Origin of the sequence: Methanoregula sp., assembly GCF_052325125.1 — an archaeon.
In the GTDB taxonomy this organism is placed as follows: domain Archaea; phylum Halobacteriota; class Methanomicrobia; order Methanomicrobiales; family Methanospirillaceae; genus Methanoregula.
Window position 1 is genome coordinate 22,817 of record NZ_JBKQWO010000007.1, and the last position, 16,086, is coordinate 38,902.

General features: G+C 57.4%; 13 protein-coding genes. 5 read left to right on the forward strand and 8 right to left on the reverse strand.

What is annotated here, in order from left to right:
• Positions 1-30: 30 nt before the first annotated feature.
• Entirely contained in the window at positions 31-1,986 is a 1,956-nt protein-coding gene (uvrB, locus tag ACLQMU_RS02015; protein WP_424039101.1) for an excinuclease ABC subunit UvrB, read from the forward strand.
• A gap of 243 nt (positions 1,987-2,229) precedes the next feature.
• On the opposite strand, the gene ACLQMU_RS02020 is transcribed toward uvrB, so the two are convergent.
• Positions 2,230-4,680 (reverse strand): DNA-directed DNA polymerase, encoded by a 2,451-nt coding sequence (locus ACLQMU_RS02020; RefSeq protein WP_422149831.1) that lies wholly within the window; start codon positions 4,678-4,680, stop codon positions 2,230-2,232.
• 19 nt (positions 4,681-4,699) lie between these two features.
• Positions 4,700-5,566 carry a malate dehydrogenase gene (locus tag ACLQMU_RS02025; protein ID WP_424040124.1) on the reverse strand — a complete coding sequence of 289 codons (867 nt, stop codon included), beginning with the start codon at positions 5,564-5,566 and terminating at the stop codon, positions 4,700-4,702.
• Between the two features lie 115 nt (positions 5,567-5,681).
• Here ACLQMU_RS02025 and ACLQMU_RS02030 point away from each other — a divergent pair, with 115 nt between their 5' ends.
• The gene (locus ACLQMU_RS02030) at positions 5,682-6,569 is read left to right on the forward strand and encodes a dihydroorotate dehydrogenase (RefSeq protein WP_424040122.1); all 888 of its coding nucleotides are present in this window, start codon (positions 5,682-5,684) and stop codon (positions 6,567-6,569) included.
• On the forward strand, positions 6,562-7,326 hold the full coding sequence (locus tag ACLQMU_RS02035; protein WP_422149829.1) for a dihydroorotate dehydrogenase electron transfer subunit: 765 nt from the start codon (positions 6,562-6,564) through the stop codon (positions 7,324-7,326). Before ACLQMU_RS02030 ends, ACLQMU_RS02035 begins: the two co-directional genes overlap by 8 nt.
• Before the next feature lie 78 nt (positions 7,327-7,404).
• Here ACLQMU_RS02035 and ACLQMU_RS02040 read toward each other — a convergent pair whose 3' ends face one another.
• The 6 genes from ACLQMU_RS02040 to ACLQMU_RS02065 form a co-directional block, all read right to left on the reverse strand.
• A complete protein-coding gene (locus ACLQMU_RS02040; RefSeq protein ID WP_424040120.1) occupies positions 7,405-8,886 on the reverse strand; it encodes a sensor histidine kinase in 1,482 nt (493 codons plus the stop codon).
• Positions 8,883-9,740, reverse strand: a complete 858-nt coding sequence (locus ACLQMU_RS02045; protein WP_424040118.1) for a hypothetical protein — start codon at positions 9,738-9,740, stop codon at positions 8,883-8,885. Before ACLQMU_RS02045 ends, ACLQMU_RS02040 begins: the two co-directional genes overlap by 4 nt.
• Positions 9,741-9,920: 180 nt before the next feature.
• A complete protein-coding gene (gene mobA / locus ACLQMU_RS02050) occupies positions 9,921-10,538 on the reverse strand; it encodes a molybdenum cofactor guanylyltransferase (RefSeq protein WP_422149826.1) in 618 nt (205 codons plus the stop codon).
• A complete protein-coding gene (locus tag ACLQMU_RS02055) occupies positions 10,535-11,464 on the reverse strand; it encodes a ketopantoate reductase family protein (RefSeq protein WP_422149825.1) in 930 nt (309 codons plus the stop codon). Before ACLQMU_RS02055 ends, mobA begins: the two co-directional genes overlap by 4 nt.
• Before the next feature lie 86 nt (positions 11,465-11,550).
• The gene (locus ACLQMU_RS02060) at positions 11,551-12,000 is read right to left on the reverse strand and encodes a methylated-DNA--[protein]-cysteine S-methyltransferase (protein WP_422149824.1); all 450 of its coding nucleotides are present in this window, start codon (positions 11,998-12,000) and stop codon (positions 11,551-11,553) included.
• Complete coding sequence (locus tag ACLQMU_RS02065) at positions 11,991-13,997, reverse strand: ATP-dependent DNA helicase (RefSeq protein ID WP_422149823.1); 2,007 nt, start codon at positions 13,995-13,997, stop codon at positions 11,991-11,993. The genes ACLQMU_RS02060 and ACLQMU_RS02065 overlap by 10 nt, the downstream gene beginning before the upstream one ends.
• A 111-nt stretch (positions 13,998-14,108) precedes the next feature.
• Between ACLQMU_RS02065 and purB the strand changes: the two genes are divergently transcribed.
• Together purB and ACLQMU_RS02075 are read left to right on the forward strand one after the other, a co-directional pair.
• Complete coding sequence (gene purB, locus ACLQMU_RS02070) at positions 14,109-15,449, forward strand: adenylosuccinate lyase (RefSeq protein ID WP_422149822.1); 1,341 nt, start codon at positions 14,109-14,111, stop codon at positions 15,447-15,449.
• Between the two features lie 72 nt (positions 15,450-15,521).
• On the forward strand, positions 15,522-16,086 hold a 565-nt coding region (locus ACLQMU_RS02075), incomplete at its 3' end, for a PAS domain S-box protein (RefSeq protein WP_443673511.1).

Sequence of the window (16,086 nt, forward strand, 5' to 3'; positions counted from 1 at the left end):
TTTATATCCCCGTCCGTACTTCTAAGCACCGTGACAGAATTCCAGCTCGTCTCTTCCTTTCCCCCGGCCGGTTCGCAGCCGGAGGCTATAGCAAAACTCAACGACGGCCTGGCGGACAACATCCGGTTCCAGACGCTCCTGGGCGTCACCGGCTCCGGCAAGACGTTTACCATGGCAAACGTAATTGCGGCGGCAAAAAAGCCGACCCTTGTCATCGCGCACAACAAGACGCTTGCCGCCCAGCTCTACCAGGAGTTCTGTGATTTTTTCCCGAAAAACCGGGTCGAGTACTTCGTCTCGTACTACGATTACTACCAGCCCGAGTCCTATATCCCGGCAAAAGACCAGTATATCGAGAAGGACTCTGCCATCAACCCCAAGATCGAGATGCTCCGGCTCTCCGCCACCGCCTCCCTCTCGGGCCGGCGCGATGTCATCGTGGTCGCGTCGGTCTCCTGCATCTTCGGCCTTGGCAATCCCGAAAACTTCAGGAACCTCGGCTTTGACCTCGCGGTCGGCCAGAAGATCACAAGAAACGAGATCATGAGCCGGCTCCTCGATGTCCAGTTCGAAAGAAACGACATCGATCTTTCCCCGGGCCGGTTCCGGGTCAAGGGCGATACCATCGACGTCGTGCCGGGGTATTATAACGATATTATCCGGATCGAGCTCTTCGGCGACGAGATCGAGCGTATACGCGAGGTAGACAAGAATACCGGGGCAAAAAAAGAGGAGATGAAGTATTTCTATGTGTACCCCGCGCGCCACTTCGTCACTCCGGAGAGTGCACAGAAAGCCGCGATCGCCACGATAAAAGAGGAACTCGACGAAGTGCTCCCCACGCTGGGGCTGGTCGAGGCACACCGGCTCCGGCAGCGGACAAACTTCGATCTCGAGATGATCCAGGAGACGGGCTCCTGCAAAGGCATCGAGAACTATTCGCGACATTTTGACGGCAGGAAAGCCGGCGAAAAACCGTACTGCCTGCTCGATTACTTCCCGGATGATTTTCTTTTGATCATCGACGAGAGCCACCAGACTATCCCGCAGCTGCACGGGATGTACAACGGCGACCGTTCGAGGAAGGAGACCCTGGTCAGGTACGGTTTCCGGCTCCCGTCAGCGCTCGACAACCGGCCCCTGAAATTCCACGAGTTCGAGCAGTATATGCGGCAGGTCGTCTTTGTCTCGGCGACACCCGGCCCCTACGAACTCAGGCACTCGACACAGGTGGTCGAGCAGATCATCCGGCCAACCGGCCTCGTCGATCCGGCAGTCGAAGTCCGGCCAACCGAAGGGCAGGCGCCCGATGTGATAAGCGAGGTGAAAAAGACCATTGAACGTGGCGACCGGGTGCTGGTGACCACGCTCACCAAGAAACTTGCCGAGGAACTTTCCGAGTACCTCGCGGACCGGGGTATCCGCACCCGCTACCTCCACTCGGAGATCCAGACGCTGGAACGCACCGAGATCATCCGCGAACTGCGGCTCGGCAAATTCGACGTACTGGTGGGGATCAACCTCTTGCGCGAGGGCCTTGATATCCCCGAGGTCGGGTTTATCGGCATTCTCGACGCTGACAAGGAAGGATTCCTCAGGGACGCACGGAGCCTGATCCAGATCATCGGGAGAGCGGCGAGGAACGTGAACGCGAAGGTCGTACTCTATGCGGATTCCATGACCGATTCGATGAAGGCCGCGATCTCCGAGACAAAGCGCCGGCGGGAGATGCAGATCGCGTACAATACCAGCCACCATATCGTCCCGCAGACCATCATAAAGCCGGTAAAAGAGAAAGAAGTCGAGATCAAGGATACAAAACACGTCCCCAGGGCAGAGATCCCCAACGTCGTCATCGAGCTCGAAAAGAAGATGCGGGACGCAGCAGACAACCTCGACTTCGAACAGGCCATCGCACTCCGCGAACAGGTAAAAAAACTGACCGAGCGGCTGAAGCAGGGAGGAAAACACCCCGATCGCGACTGAACGGTTCTTCACCCGGACAGGAAAAAATCGCCGGACAGTCGGATTTATTGCACAGGCGCCGGAACACCGTCACACGATATGTTGGGGCATCATCCGGTGCCGGGGTCTCCCGGACATCCGTATTTTAGGGGATGCTCCGGGCGACACCGGGCATTGCCCCGGCTCACAGAGCGTTATTCGTGTCATACCAAAACACACTGGTTAAAAACTACAAAACGAACCTGGCTGCCGGCGGTTACACGGTTACCCGAAACCCCATTGGGCAAGCGTTGTGTGCGAGGGATCGACATCCTTCCAGCTCCAGCCAAGTGCCTCGATGATCCGGGAGATCGGCTGCTCGATGGTCTTTTCGAGCATCAGTTCCCAGTCGGGCACGAACTCCTTTGGCACCTGATCGGCATACTCGAAACAGAGCACATCGGTCTTGGGGTACTTCCCGGTCACGTTTTTAATATAGACACGCTTTGGCTTGCTTCCTTTGCCAAACTCCGTGTGCAGGTACTGGTTGGCGTACCGGGCGCCCCGCACCTGTGCATCGTCAGTCTCGTAATCATCGAGGGATTTGCCGATCCCGCCGGGTATACCTGCTTCATCAAGCGAAAACTTCCCGGCCCGGTACTGGGTGATAATCCCCCCAAGGTACGATTTAATGTCCGCATAGTCCGCCCCGGCAAGGATCATCTCCATGACCTTTGACTGGACGATTTTTGTGATCTGCGGGGTGTCGCTGCGCCGTATCTCGAAACCGACGATATCGATCTGGTCGGCATCTTTTCCCTCTTTCCAGACGAGGCGTCCCGCGTACCGCTTCTTCTTTCCCGCCTGGAAGAAACGGGCATAAATCTTTTCGAACTTGATCGAGAAATAATGGGTTTCTGCATTCAGCTCGCGCCGGGCGAAATCACCGTAACTCGCGTTAAGCTTCTTCTCAAGCATCCGGGCTGTTTCGATGGTTTGTTCCCGGTCGAGCGGGGGGATCTGCACCATGCAGGAATCCGTATCGCCATAGATTACCTTGTATCCTTCCTGCTCGATAACGCGCCGGGTATGCTCGATGATCGCCCGGCCCACGGAGGTGACCGCGGCACCGATCTCCCGGTCGAAGAGCCGGAACCGGGTATAACCCGAGACCCCGTAGTAGGTGTTCATGATCACTTTGAGCACGTTCTGCTGCATATCGTAGAGGAGGTACTGCGGCGAGCCGTAGGGGAAGGTGTTCCGCAGGTTTTTTCTCGCGTCCCGTTCCTTTAAGAGTTCCGAGAGGATGCTCCGGGTCAGCCCGTCAGGCTGTTTTCTGAACCGGATACCGTTCGGGGCCGTAAGTTCGCCGTCAGGGTCTTTTGTCTCCGGTGAGGCATTGATCGTCATCATCGCCATCGGGTAGAGCGATTTCAGGTCCAGGACCACCACGTTCTCCCGCACGCCTTTGCTCGGCTCAAAGACCGTTGCACCCTCGAATTCCTCGGCATTCGCAAAGCCTTTCGACGGGAGGACATACTTCCCGTGTGCCTTCCTCAGGATATAGACATCGATCACGCTCGAAGAATTCAGCGTCTTGTCCAGCGGGCAACCGACATAGCGGGCGATCTCGCGGTAAAAGCCGACAATGTTATCCTTTTTGTTGATCGCAACACAGAGCTCGACATCCTTGTAATTGTATTCGACCAGGAGCGCCGGTTGTTTCTTCCAGAGATCGGAGACCGTGCCGGTGTACCGCACCTTGCTCTCCCCTACTTCTTCCTGGGCAATTGCATCGAGACGGTAAGACTCCTTCTGGGTCGAATGCATCTTCTTGTAACCGGTAAGGAGATCGAAAAGCGCCCGGCCGCGAAGCGCGCTCCTCTCGGTCATGCCGGGGAGGCGGGCAAGCATGACCGGGGAGAGCCCCAGTTTCTCCATCCGGCCCATGATGTACGGCATGTCGAAATCGACAAAGTTCCACCCGGACAGGATATCGGGATCGCGCCGGGCGATATATGCGCCAAACGCTTTGAGCATAGACACTTCGTCGGCATAGGAACAGATCGTGTGGACGCCTTTACGGAAGCAGCCGTTTACGAGACCGCCGGCAGATTCTTTTTTGGAGATTTCAGCAGGCATTGTGCCGCCACCGAACAGGAAGGTAGTGTAATCGTTATCAAAAGAATCGTGGCAGGTAATGCAGATGATCGCATCCCGCTGGGTATCCGGGAAGCCCCGCTCGTCTTCGCACTCAATATCGATCATACAGACCCGGGCCGGTGCATCCACCTCGGCAGGCACCAGTTCATGGTAATCCACCGTTGTCGCGGGTACAGAGACGGCCCCGGTGAGCCCGCAGTCTATCATGAACCGGGTCGCAAAAGGTATATCGGCCTCGAAATGCCGGTACCGCTCCCTCGCTTCCCGCACGTCGCCCGGACGGACGGTATACAGCCGTTTGAGTTTCTCGCCCCGTATTGAGCGGTATATCGTGTCGGGTTCGATCGTCACCTGCGCAGGATACGCCTGGCCGACCTGCTCTTCAGGAACATAGAAGTACGGCAAAAAGCCGGTCACGTCGATCCTGTGCGCCAGGCCTCCCGGGTCCCGTCCGAAGACGTGAATAATCGGCCCTTCGGGCGTGTTGCTGTACTCCACCTGGTTGATGGCAATGGTCAGTGCGCCGGACTCCCCATAAGTGCGGGGAACCGTCAGCGTTTCTGAGGACCGCATGACCTGGGCAGGCATGATCTTATGGCACCACCGTGCGGCAGAGATCCCGGACAAATGCCCCGGCCTGTGCCATTCCTGCATCTTCCCAAGCATCGAGATCCCATTGGACGATATCATGGATACCGGCATGCCCGACCCGGACCGGCACGCCAAGCGAGCATTCGGAAATCCCATACTCCCCGTCAAGCACTGCAGAGCAGGGAACCGTATCCCGCGTATCGGCAAGAAGCATCCGTATGAGGGAGACGATATGGTATGCCGGTCCAAAGACCGTCCCGCCTTTGCCTTTGATCACTTCCATGCTGGCACCTTTGAGTTCATGGAGGATCTCCTTGCGCCGGTTGTCCGCGACCGGCCGGGGGAGCCGGGAAAAGACCGGCACCTGGTACTCCCCGTGTTCGCCAAGAACATATGCCGTGCCTTCCAGCTCCCGCTGCCGGAGGGCAAGGGTGAAGCGTGCACTGTCCAGCTGGCCGCCAAACCCGATGCATCGTTCCCGGGGAATACCGGTGAGATGGTGCAGGAGAAAATTATTCACATCCATCGGGTTTGTCACGGTAATAAGGAGACCGGAGAATCCGCGGAGAAGGCGGGCGCACTTCCGGGTCGCGGGAAGGTTTACCGCAAGAAGATCCGCCCGGGTCTTCACCGCCGGGGTCCGGGGACTGCCAGCCGCAAAGACGCAGATATCGGCATCGCGGATATCGCGGACATCGGTAGTGACCGTTACCGGGAGGCCGGTATGCCGGATATCGAGCACCTGCGCCCTGAGCAGTTTTCCAGCCTGATCGTACAGGACCAGCTCGTCCACGAGTCCCTGCGCGGCGGCAAGGAAGGCAACCTCTCCGCCGATCCTTCCGACACCCATCACTGCGAGCCGCACCATTTTCTTGTCCAGTACTAGGTATGCACCTCCTGAATTTAAGTGACTACCCACGGGCAGGAGGCCCGTTTTTAAAAAATGATGCTCTTTATAAGACATCACGTCCATCATGTGATGGATGGTCGTACTCAGGACGGGCCCGGTGACGGTCGGTGGCGTGGCGCTCGACAACCACCTTATCCTTGCCGCCGGGGTCCTCGGAACAACCGGGGCATCCCTGTCACGAATGCTTACCCTCGGTGCCGGAGGCGTGGTGACCAAGTCGATCGGCCCGCAGCCAAAGGACGGACATGCCGGCCCCTGTGTTGCCGTGCTTGACAACGGCATCTTAAATGCGATGGGGCTGCCGAACCCGTCCCGGGAATTTGCAGACGAACTCAAACCGCTTGAGAAAAAACCGGCAATCGTGAGCATCTTCGGTGGAAACCCGGGTGAATTTGCCGAAGTCGCCGGGTGGTTTAAAGGGAGGGCTGCCGGATTCGAGCTTAACCTCTCCTGTCCCCATGCGGAAGGCTACGGGGCGGCGATCGGTGTTGATCCCGCGCTCGTGGAGGCATGTACCCGGGCAGTACGTGCTCTGGGCATGCCTACATGGGTGAAGCTTACCCCCAACGTAACTGATATCGCCGCAATCGGTAAGGCGGCGGAACGGGGAGGAGCGACCGCGATCGTTGCCATCAACACGCTCAAAGCCATGCGCATCTCGACGGGAATGAGGCGCCCGGTACTCGGCAACCGTTTCGGCGGGCTCTCGGGAGATGTCATCTTCCCGGTCGCTGTCCGCTGTGTCTACGAGCTCTATGAAGCCTGTACCATTCCCATCATCGGGTGCGGAGGCGTCTCAACTGCCGACAATGTGATCGAGATGATGATGGCCGGCGCCCGGGCCGTCGAGATAGGCAGTGCGGTGCAGCGGGACATCGGGATCTTTGAGACAATAAAAAATGACCTGTACGCGAAAAATGGCATTGCACCAGAAGATATCGTGGGGTGCGCCCATGGGTGACCAGCTGCCAGTACAGGTTTCCATCACCGGGATCAAAAATGAGACGCCATCGGTAAAGACGTTCTTCTTTGACCGCGAGTTCTCCTTTGAGCCCGGGCAGTTTGTGATGGTATGGATCCCGGGAGTAGACGAGGTGCCCATGGCGCTCTCCTCGGCAAACGGGATCACTGTCCAGAACGTCGGAGACGCAACCGGCGCCCTGTTCGGTTGCACGGCGGGTGCAACGCTTGGGATCCGGGGGCCGTTCGGGAACGGCTTTACCCGGGGTGAGAAGATGCTGGCCATTGCCGGGGGCGTCGGGGCGGCTCCGCTCCTGCCACTCACCCGATCAGACTGCGTGATGACGATGCTCCTTGGCGCACGGACGGAGAAAGAACTCCTCTTTGTCGACCAGCTGGACGAAAGCACCGATGTCATAATCGCAACAGATGACGGGACGCTGGGACAGCACGGGTTTGTCACCGATCTCATGAAGGACCTCAGTCTTGCCACGTATGACCGGATCGCGGTCTGCGGCCCGGAGCCGATGATGAAGGCGGTGCTTGCAAAGACCGACAGCCTCGGGTTTGCATCAAGAACAGAATTTTCACTTCACCGGTACATGAAATGCGGTGTGGGTATCTGCGGCTCCTGCTGTATCGACCCGGATGGTCTCCGGGTCTGCAGAGATGGACCGGTCTTTTCCGGCGATCTCCTCAAAAAAAGCGAGTTCGGGCACTACCTGCGGGATGCAAGCGGCAGGAAGAAAAATATCTGAAACGGGAACCGGTACCCCCAAAGAGAACCGGGACCGGGCTGATCTCCTGCCTGAACCGTGAAGGATACTGCAGGTACGTTACCGGCCGGATTCAGGCTCTCCGGTCTTCCGGATCAACCGGTAAGCCCCTCTGGGTACATGGATCTCGAACAGGGCCCCGCTCCCGGGCGTGCCGGTTTCCCTGATGGACAGCCCGGTAATGCTCAGGATCTCGCTAATCAAAAACAGCCCGTAACCGGTGTTGCGGAAATACTCACGCCTGAATATCCGCTCTTTTGAGACCTCGGGAATACCCACCCCGTTATCTTCGCAGGAAATGATGAGTCCGTCTTCTGCCTCCCGGCAGGAGAACCGGATCAGGGTTGCATGAGTCCCATGGATGAGCGCGTTTTCGATCAGTTTGAGAAACACTTTGGGAAAACCCGAGTCTGCAAAAATCTCAAGGCCGTCAACCTGCCATTCAATCACCATGCCCTTTTGATTGACTGCGGCCGCTGCCTCGCTGATCTCCTCATCGACATTGTGCCATCGGGGTTCGCTTGCCCCTATACTCTGGTAGTCCTGCGTGAACCGTACCTGTTTTTGGATCATGCCGGTGACATCGACAACCTTTTCGAGATAGCCGGTGACAACCGGATCGGTCACTGATTCCCGGATAAGCGAGAGGTACATCACTACTGCCGTTATCTGGTTGAGGATATCGTGCCGCGTGATACCGGTGAGGGTGTTGATTTTGTGGTTGGCGAGCCGGATTGCTGCCTCGAAACGTTTGCGTTCCTCGATTTCAGCCGTGAGTTCCTTGTTTACCCGCATCAGTTCTTCGGTCCGTTTATTCACCCTCATTTCCAGATCGTTTCTGGCTCTTTCAATCACCTGTTCTGCCAGTTTGCGGGCAGTGATATCGATCGCTGAGCAGATCGCAATATTGCCCGGGGTGACCGATGCAGAGACCAGGAACTGGCGTGTCGTTCCGTCACGGGCAGTAAAAAGGAGCTCAAGGTCGCCGGTCTTCCTGTGCTCGCGGATCTGCCGGACAAACCGTTCACGGCTCTCTTTTCCGGTCATAATACGGGAGAGGTCTGCTCCGGTGAGTTCGGGACGCTCGTACCTGAGCATTTGTGCGCATTTTCCGTTTACTTCTGCGAGCCGTTGGGTATCCAGATCGAACGTGAATATCCCGGCCTGGGAGTTCTCAAAGATCCCCAGGTATTTGAGCTCCTCTTCACGCAGTCCTTCGGCAAATGTTGAGGTAACGACACCAATGGTGACAAACACCACAAACCACGCAGTGGAGACAGCCACTGCCTGGGAATAAAAACCGCTGTAAACGTAGACGAGCAGGATGTAAACCGTGCTTATCCCGAGTGAAAAAAACACTCCCCGTGACGGATAGAGATACACAAACAGGATAATGGGGATGAAATAGATGAACGGGAAACCATCGTAAATGCCGTGGGAGAGTGAGTAGATTGTTGAGGACAGGGTGATGAGAATCGTGAAAACAAGCGTGATCGTCCAGTACAGCTGCTGCTTTTTTTCCGGGGCGATGCGAATAATCATGACTGTTTCCCGTCTTTGTTTTTAGTGTCGTTATTGAGTTCACCGGACAGGAGGGTGTGTTCAAGCCTGCGGCGCTCGATGATCTCGGCCCGCAGCTCCTCATTCATCCGTTCAAGATGCGCAGTGCGTTCCCGCACCTGCCGCTCAAGGTCTTCAAGCGTCTGGCGGATTTCCTCATCGGCAACTTTTGCATCGGCCACATTCGCAACGGAACAGAGAACCATATTCTTCGTCACATAAAGAGGAGAGAGAACGAATCTGAGCAGGCCTCCGTTTTTCTGCCGGAAAGGGGATTCGAATATCACGCCGGTTTTTCTCAACTTTACCTCGCCAATGAACCGCTGTTGTGCATCAGCATCCGGCCATACCGTACTAACCGGGCCGCCTTCCAGTTCATTCCGGGAATACAGAAGCCACCGTGCGCATTTGTCGTTAACTCTTCTGATATACCAGGTGCCAGGATCAAAACAGAAGATACCCTCCAGGGTATTCTCCATGATATGCCGGATCCGCGCTTTCTCTTCGAGGAGACCATTCGCATAGGAGGAAGATACCACGGCGAGAGTGATAAATATGGCAAACCATGCGGTGGAAACGGCAATAAGGAACGGATCGAATGCCCCCAGCGCGTACACGAGGCCGATGTAGATAATGCTGATGCCAAGAGCAAAGAGAACGGCACGACCCGGATAAAAATAAACGACACAGATGATGGGAAGGAGATAGAGGAACGAAAATACCGCAGAGACGCCATGGATGAGAGAGAAGATAGTACCGGCGATCGCACTGATCGATGCAACGAACACAATAAAGAGCCGGCTCGCCGCCTCAATATCGTATGACTGCTGTCCCATTTATTCGCATTCTCCCGGATGACTGGCCTGACACGTCCACTGTCACGGTATGTTCATTATTCTAGAGTTGTTTTAATCCATATATAATGTTAGATGACACAAATCCCACAAAAACAGCAGGAAATACCGCGGGCGATCATTGCGTACCCCAGCGAGAATCTGCCACCCGGCGCCTGCCGGTTACTTACGGACCTCCCCGGGTTTTCCTGACCAGGAGAGGTTGATATGTTCCAGTTCCTCAAGCTTGTTGATGTTCGTGAACGTCCTGAGACGCGGATCGAATGCCCGCAGCTCATCCACCGGGACGTAACAGGTGTCGAGGGTCTGGATCATCGTTCGCAGCGAGAGGGATGTGTGGCTTTCGAGATATGCAAGGAGGGCAGTCCGCCGGTATACGGCATGCAGGGGTTCAAGCATCCGCTCGTCCCACCGGGGAATTGCTGCATCATGGGAACCGATTGCCTGGAAAAGATAGGAAACCACCCCGGCATCGATGCAGGGCATATCGCAGGCCGATACGAAGATCAGGTCACCTCCTGCCGCAAGAGTACCGGCATGGAGCCCGCCGATAGGCCCCAGGCCCTGCCGGATATCGCTGATACAGATGACATTGCCGATCTCCCGGAAACGGGTGCACTGTGCCGGGTTTCGGGCGACAATGACGATCTCGTCAACGACCCTGGAAAGCGATTCGATTAATCGTTCGATAAAGGTTTTTCCCTCGTAGGTGAAAAAATATTTTTCCTGGCCGTTTGCCCGCCGTGCCTCACCCCCGGCAAGCACCACTGCAGATCTCACGATGGTTCTCCGGCCGGGGTCAGGGACTCGCGGAATTTCACAAGGTCGACAATACATGCATTTACCGGGACGGGAATGCCGTGTATGGCACCTTTTGCAACAATGGCGCCGTTGAGGAAATCGATCTCGGTGGGCCGGCCCCGGGTGATGTCCTGGAGCATGGACGAGTGGTGCCGGGCGGTAGCCGGGAGCTGTACATCATGGAGATACGTGAGATAGTCGTCTGCAGATCCCCACGGGAGACGGACCCCTTCGGCATCGATAACCAAAAAACCCTCGCTGACGATCTGCGCAATAATGCGCCACGCCGCAGGCTGCCCGAGTTTCCCGTACGGCACCCCCATCACGGCGCCGAGCGGGTTTAAGGCACAGTTATAGAGTGTCTTTCCCCAGAGGTCCGCACGTACCTCCGTGCTTCCTTCAACCCTTATACCTGCCTGCGTCATGAGGTCCACGAGCCTTCGTACCGGCTCATCAAGCCCTGCCGGGAACCGTCCGAGTTTTGCCGGTCCGGCCTCGACCGATACATGCACCCCGGCTTCCCCCTGCCATTCAAAACCGGTAATGATCATCCCGCCGATCACCTTGTCCGTGTACCGGCTGATGATCTCCTCGTTCCCGATCCCGTTCTGGAGGCTGACGGTTTCGGTACCGCGGATGGCAGCCGCGTACTCCCGGCAGAGCGTCTCGGTATCCCGGGACTTTGCAGTGATAATGATATAATCATAGCGGGTACCTTCCGGGATGCTGTCAGAAATGCTGAACCGGAATGTTCCGGTGCCCCAGATACCGGTCAGCCGGAGCCCGCCGGCATTGATGGCATCGGCGATCCGTTTCCGGGCGACCACGTGAACATCGCAGACGCCGGAGAGTTTTGCGGCAACCGACAAACCTACTGCTCCTGCTCCCAGTACCAGTATGTTCATTGCGCTCCTCCGCAACCATTATGATATTTTCCCGGGGGGCAATTAGAGATTCCGGAATGCCCGGAAAGGTGGCAGCACATTTCCGTTCACCTCATGCCCGCTTTTTTGCCTTTCCGTTCCAGTGCGAGGAGCAGTTCCTTGATTTCCAGGTGCGGGGTGAACCCTCCGATGCCGTTTGCCGCGACTATCCGGTGACAGGGCACGACAAGCGGCGTCGGGTTGTGCGCCATCGCACGACCCACCGCACGAGGAGAAGTGCCCACCTGTGCTGCGATCTGCCCGTAGGTTGCGGTGCTGCCGTACGGCACCTCCCGGACGGCACGGTAGATCCGGGCAGATACGGTCTCTCCTTCGCACGCAATAGTGGCGAGCTCCGACAGGTCAACCGCATGGCCGGCACAGTATTTCAGGATCGGGGCCGGTACCGGGCCGGGAATACCGGAGGTGGCAAACCGGACACGGTGGATTGCGTCCCCGTTCCACCATACATGGACATGCCAGAGACCAAGCCGGCACGACCCCCCGGTCACTTCCATTTTGCTATCACCTCGCGGAACTGTGCACTGTCGCACTCGATCATCTCATCCTGTATCCAGGAGGGCAACGCCGATCTTACGCGTTTTTCAAGGAACCTGCGCTCGCCGAGCACCAGCACCCCGCGATCCTCGGGAGTGCGCAGCACGCGCCCGAGCGCCTGGAGCGCCCGGTTTATCGCCGGCAGAGTATAACACAGAAATTCGCCCTCCTCACCATACTTATGGCGGAAATACTCGATGACCATCTTTCGTACGCGGTTAAAGGGGGCAAGCGGGAGGCCAATCACCATCGCCCCGGAGAGCATCTCGCCCCGGTAGTCCAGCCCCTCGCTCCACTTCCCGCCACAGACGGCAAACATGATCCCTGACTCTCCCTGCGAGGGAAGAGAAAGAAACTCATTGAGCGCGGCCCCGGCACCTGCTGCATCCCGGGGCTCAATATAGACCTTCCTCCGGTGAATATGGGATGACGCAAGCGCCGCATAGGTTTCAAGGATCTGGTAACTCGGAAAGTAAATGGCACGGTTTTTCCTGAGCGCCGCAAATGCGGTAATGTAGTGCACAATCTTTTCCGTATTCTCCCGGTTCTGCCGGAGGGAATAGGCCGTGGTGATATCAGTCGCACAGCAGATGAGCCGGTTCTCCTTTGGGAACGAATTCGGGAGTGCGAGGGTGGACACTTTCGCGTTGTTGAAATAGAGGCGCCGGAAGCTTTCGACCGGTGAGAGCGTGCCCGAGATCAGGATGCTGCAGGCATGTTGTGAGCAGATCTCGGTGAGCGGGGCGGACGGGTCGATATTCCTCACCTCAAGGATAATCCCTTCCTCGGTCTTTTTGTAGATCGTAAGGTATGCGGGGTTATGGGCGGACTGCGAGAGCCGGTACATGAAAACAGTCAGGCGCTCGATCGCCGTCTCGCGGAACTCGCCTGCCTTCTGGTTCCTGTCCCGGATCGTCTCGGCAAGACCCATGAGTTCGTCGACAATCTCGTCCATGTCCTTCCAGAGCGACCCTTTGACGATCATCCGGTCAAAGATACCGGGATCGAACCAGTCCTCGGGTTCGGTCGAGTTTGCCAGTCCCCGGATAAACTCGGTGAGCCGGGGAAGGACGTGCTGCACCGCCTCTGCCCCCTTGTGGTGGCGTTTCATGCCCGAGAGCTCGCGGATTGCCTGCTCAAGATCCTTTTGTGCGAGCCCGACACTCTCGATCGACTGGATCGTGTCCCCGCAGTTATGGGCCTCGTCGATTAAAACCATCACGTCCTGTGACTCGACATTGAGGTTCGCGTACAGCTGCTCCCGGATCTCGCGGTCGAAGAGATGGTGGTAATTGAGGATGATCACGTCCGCGTTCTTTGCCGCGTGCATCATCAGTTCGTACGGGCAGATGTCACCGGCAAAACCGGCCAGTTCCTGCGGGCGGACGGGATCGGCAAGCACCCGTTCGGACTTCGAGCGCACCGTGGTCGAAGGTACCATCTTGAGGCCGCCGGTGTCCCCGGAAACGAACTGCCGGCTCGCGATAAAATACGGGCAGATGAGCGGGTGCTCCCGGTCCATCCTCCGGATCTGCTGGACGATGAACGGATCCTTTATCGGGACAAGGGCCCCTTTCTCCGCCCGATCGCGCATAAGGGAGGATGAAAATGTCTTGACCCCCTCGCAGCGCCGGTACACGTCCCCTTCGCCGCCCAGAGGGCACATGCTCTTTTTCCCGACCAGGTACACGATCTTTAACTTCGGCTGCTTCTTTTTGACAAGCGCAAGTTCCCGTATAAATGTGGTGAGCTGGCTGACCGTGCGGACGGCGATCACAATCTTCCGGTTTTTGCGTTCGGCAAGAAGGGATGCAACAACGCTTGACTTCCCGCTGCCGGTCGGGGCATCGATCATACCGATCCCGCCATCCCGGGCGACCTCTGCGGCGAATGCGAGCATCTCGCGCTGGTGGGGGCGGTATTCCTCGTAAGGGAAGAAAGGATCGAAACTGTCCATTGCTGGAATATGATTGGTGCTCCCGGGTTTTATGGGCGTCGGACTGGAGGTGCATGATTGTGCACGCGAACAGGCTCAATGCTAATATTCCCGTACAACCCATCTGTTCTCATGGCAGTCCACCCGATCGAGTTCCGGTACGGCACCCCGGAGATGCGCGCAGTCTGGAACGAGGAGAACCGGTTCGCCTGCGTCGTTGCAGTGGAAGTCGCGCTCGCACAGGCAGAGGCGGCGCACGGCCTGATCCCCGGGGCCGCGGCCGGGGAGATCGCACAGAACGCACCGAAGGCATCCCTTGCCCGTGCAAAAGAGATCGAGGCAGAGATCAGCCACGACATGATGGCGATCGTGAAATCAATTGCCGAAGTCTGCGGCGAGTCGGGCCGGTGGGTGCATTACGGTGCCACCTCAAATGACATTCTCGATACGGCGACAGGCCTCCAGCTGGCCCAGGCGCTGGATCTTACCGATGCAAAACTGCGCAGACTCCTCGGGGTGCTGATACGAAGAGCCGGCGAAACAACAACGCTTGTCGCAGTCGGCAGGACACACGGGCAGCAGGGTGTCCCGACCACGTATGGCCTTAGGTTTGCCATCTGGGCAAGCGAAGTGGGCCGGCATATCGAACGGCTGGAACAGCTGCGCCCCCGGGTCGCGGTCGGGCAGATGACCGGCGCTGTCGGGACACAGGCGGCGATCGGGCCAAAAGGCATGGATGTCCAGGCGACGATGATGCAGCTGCTGCACCTCTCTTCTGTGGATGTCTCAAACCAGGTGATCTCACGGGACCGGTACGCGGAGTACTTCATGTTCCTCGCAAACATCGCAACGACGCTCGACAAGATCGGCGTCGAGATCCGTTCGCTCCAGCGCACCGAAATCGGCGAAGTGGAAGAGGCGTTTGGCGCAAAACAGGTAGGTTCGTCCACGATGCCGCACAAACGCAACCCCATAAAATCCGAGCAGGTATGCGGCCTTGCCCGGATCGTGAGAGCCTCTGTTGAGCCGGCGCTCCTCAACAACACCCTCTGGGACGAACGGGATCTCACCAACTCATCCTGCGAACGGGTGCTCTTTCCCGAAGCCTCCATTCTTGCGGATCACTGCCTCCGCCTTATGACTACGGTGCTCGACACGCTGGAAATTAACCGTGCTGCGATCCGGCGCAACCTCGCGTTCCTCCACGGGATCAACATGGCGGAATCGGTGATGATCGAGCTCACCCGGCGTGGCATGAACCGGCAGGATGCCCATGAACGGGTCCGGATGGCAAGCATGCAGGCGCTTGCCGAAAGCCGGCCGCTTGCGGATGTCCTTGGAGGGGACCCCGAGGTGGTCCGGTTCTGTTCGCGGGATGACCTCGTTACCCTCCTGGCCCCCGATGCTTATATCGGCACCTCGGTCGCGCAGGTCAACCGGGTGATTGAGAAACTCCAGCCCCTCGTGCGATGATCCCCCTTCATTTTTTTGGTATGCGACAATAATGACAGATTTATACAGTACCAGAGTTAATCCAACCTAGTAATGGAACCGCAGATCACCATCAGAGGACACCGGTTCTCCCACACGGATATCGTCCGCTTTTCCGTCATTGTCTCGCTTACCCTCTCCTCCATCCTGATCACAGCGATCGCTCTTACCAGGAATGCCGGGGCCATCTACCCCCAGCTTTTTTATTTTCCCATCCTGTACGCGACCTATTTCTATCCCCGCAAAGGGATCATTCTTTCCGGCATCTGCGGGATCGTCTATGAATGTCTCGTGTACTTGTCGCTCTTCCCGGATCTCCTTGCCCTCGGGTCAGCCACCGGCCAGGCTATCCTTTTTATCTGTGTTGCACTCGCTGTCGCGTACTTCACCAACATGATCCGGGTCTCGGAAGCCCGATACCGCAGCATCTTCGAGAACTCCCTGCTGGGGATTATCCTCTTTGACAAAAACAGTTTTACGATCCGCCTTGCCAACCAGCAGGTCGCTGCGATGCTCGGATACTCCCCGGAAGAGCTCGGCCGCATGATCTTTTCCGAACTCTTCGTTTCCCGCGATATCCAGCGCCGGTTTTTTGAGCACCTGGGATCCGGGGAGGATA

Excerpts from the sequence above, each read along its gene's own strand:
- ACLQMU_RS02020 (WP_422149831.1), bottom strand. The coding sequence starts at position 4,680 with ATGCGGTCCTCAGAAACGCTGACGGTTCCCCGCACTTATGGGGAGTCC.
- ACLQMU_RS02025 (WP_424040124.1), bottom strand. The coding sequence starts at position 5,566 with ATGGTGCGGCTCGCAGTGATGGGTGTCGGAAGGATCGGCGGAGAGGTT.
- ACLQMU_RS02030 (WP_424040122.1), top strand. The coding sequence starts at position 5,682 with ATGGTCGTACTCAGGACGGGCCCGGTGACGGTCGGTGGCGTGGCGCTC.
- ACLQMU_RS02035 (WP_422149829.1), top strand. The coding sequence starts at position 6,562 with ATGGGTGACCAGCTGCCAGTACAGGTTTCCATCACCGGGATCAAAAAT.
- ACLQMU_RS02040 (WP_424040120.1), bottom strand. The coding sequence starts at position 8,886 with ATGATTATTCGCATCGCCCCGGAAAAAAAGCAGCAGCTGTACTGGACG.
- ACLQMU_RS02045 (WP_424040118.1), bottom strand. The coding sequence starts at position 9,740 with ATGGGACAGCAGTCATACGATATTGAGGCGGCGAGCCGGCTCTTTATT.
- ACLQMU_RS02055 (WP_422149825.1), bottom strand. The coding sequence starts at position 11,464 with ATGAACATACTGGTACTGGGAGCAGGAGCAGTAGGTTTGTCGGTTGCC.
- ACLQMU_RS02060 (WP_422149824.1), bottom strand. The coding sequence starts at position 12,000 with ATGGAAGTGACCGGGGGGTCGTGCCGGCTTGGTCTCTGGCATGTCCAT.
- ACLQMU_RS02065 (WP_422149823.1), bottom strand. The coding sequence starts at position 13,997 with ATGGACAGTTTCGATCCTTTCTTCCCTTACGAGGAATACCGCCCCCAC.
- purB (WP_422149822.1), top strand. The coding sequence starts at position 14,109 with ATGGCAGTCCACCCGATCGAGTTCCGGTACGGCACCCCGGAGATGCGC.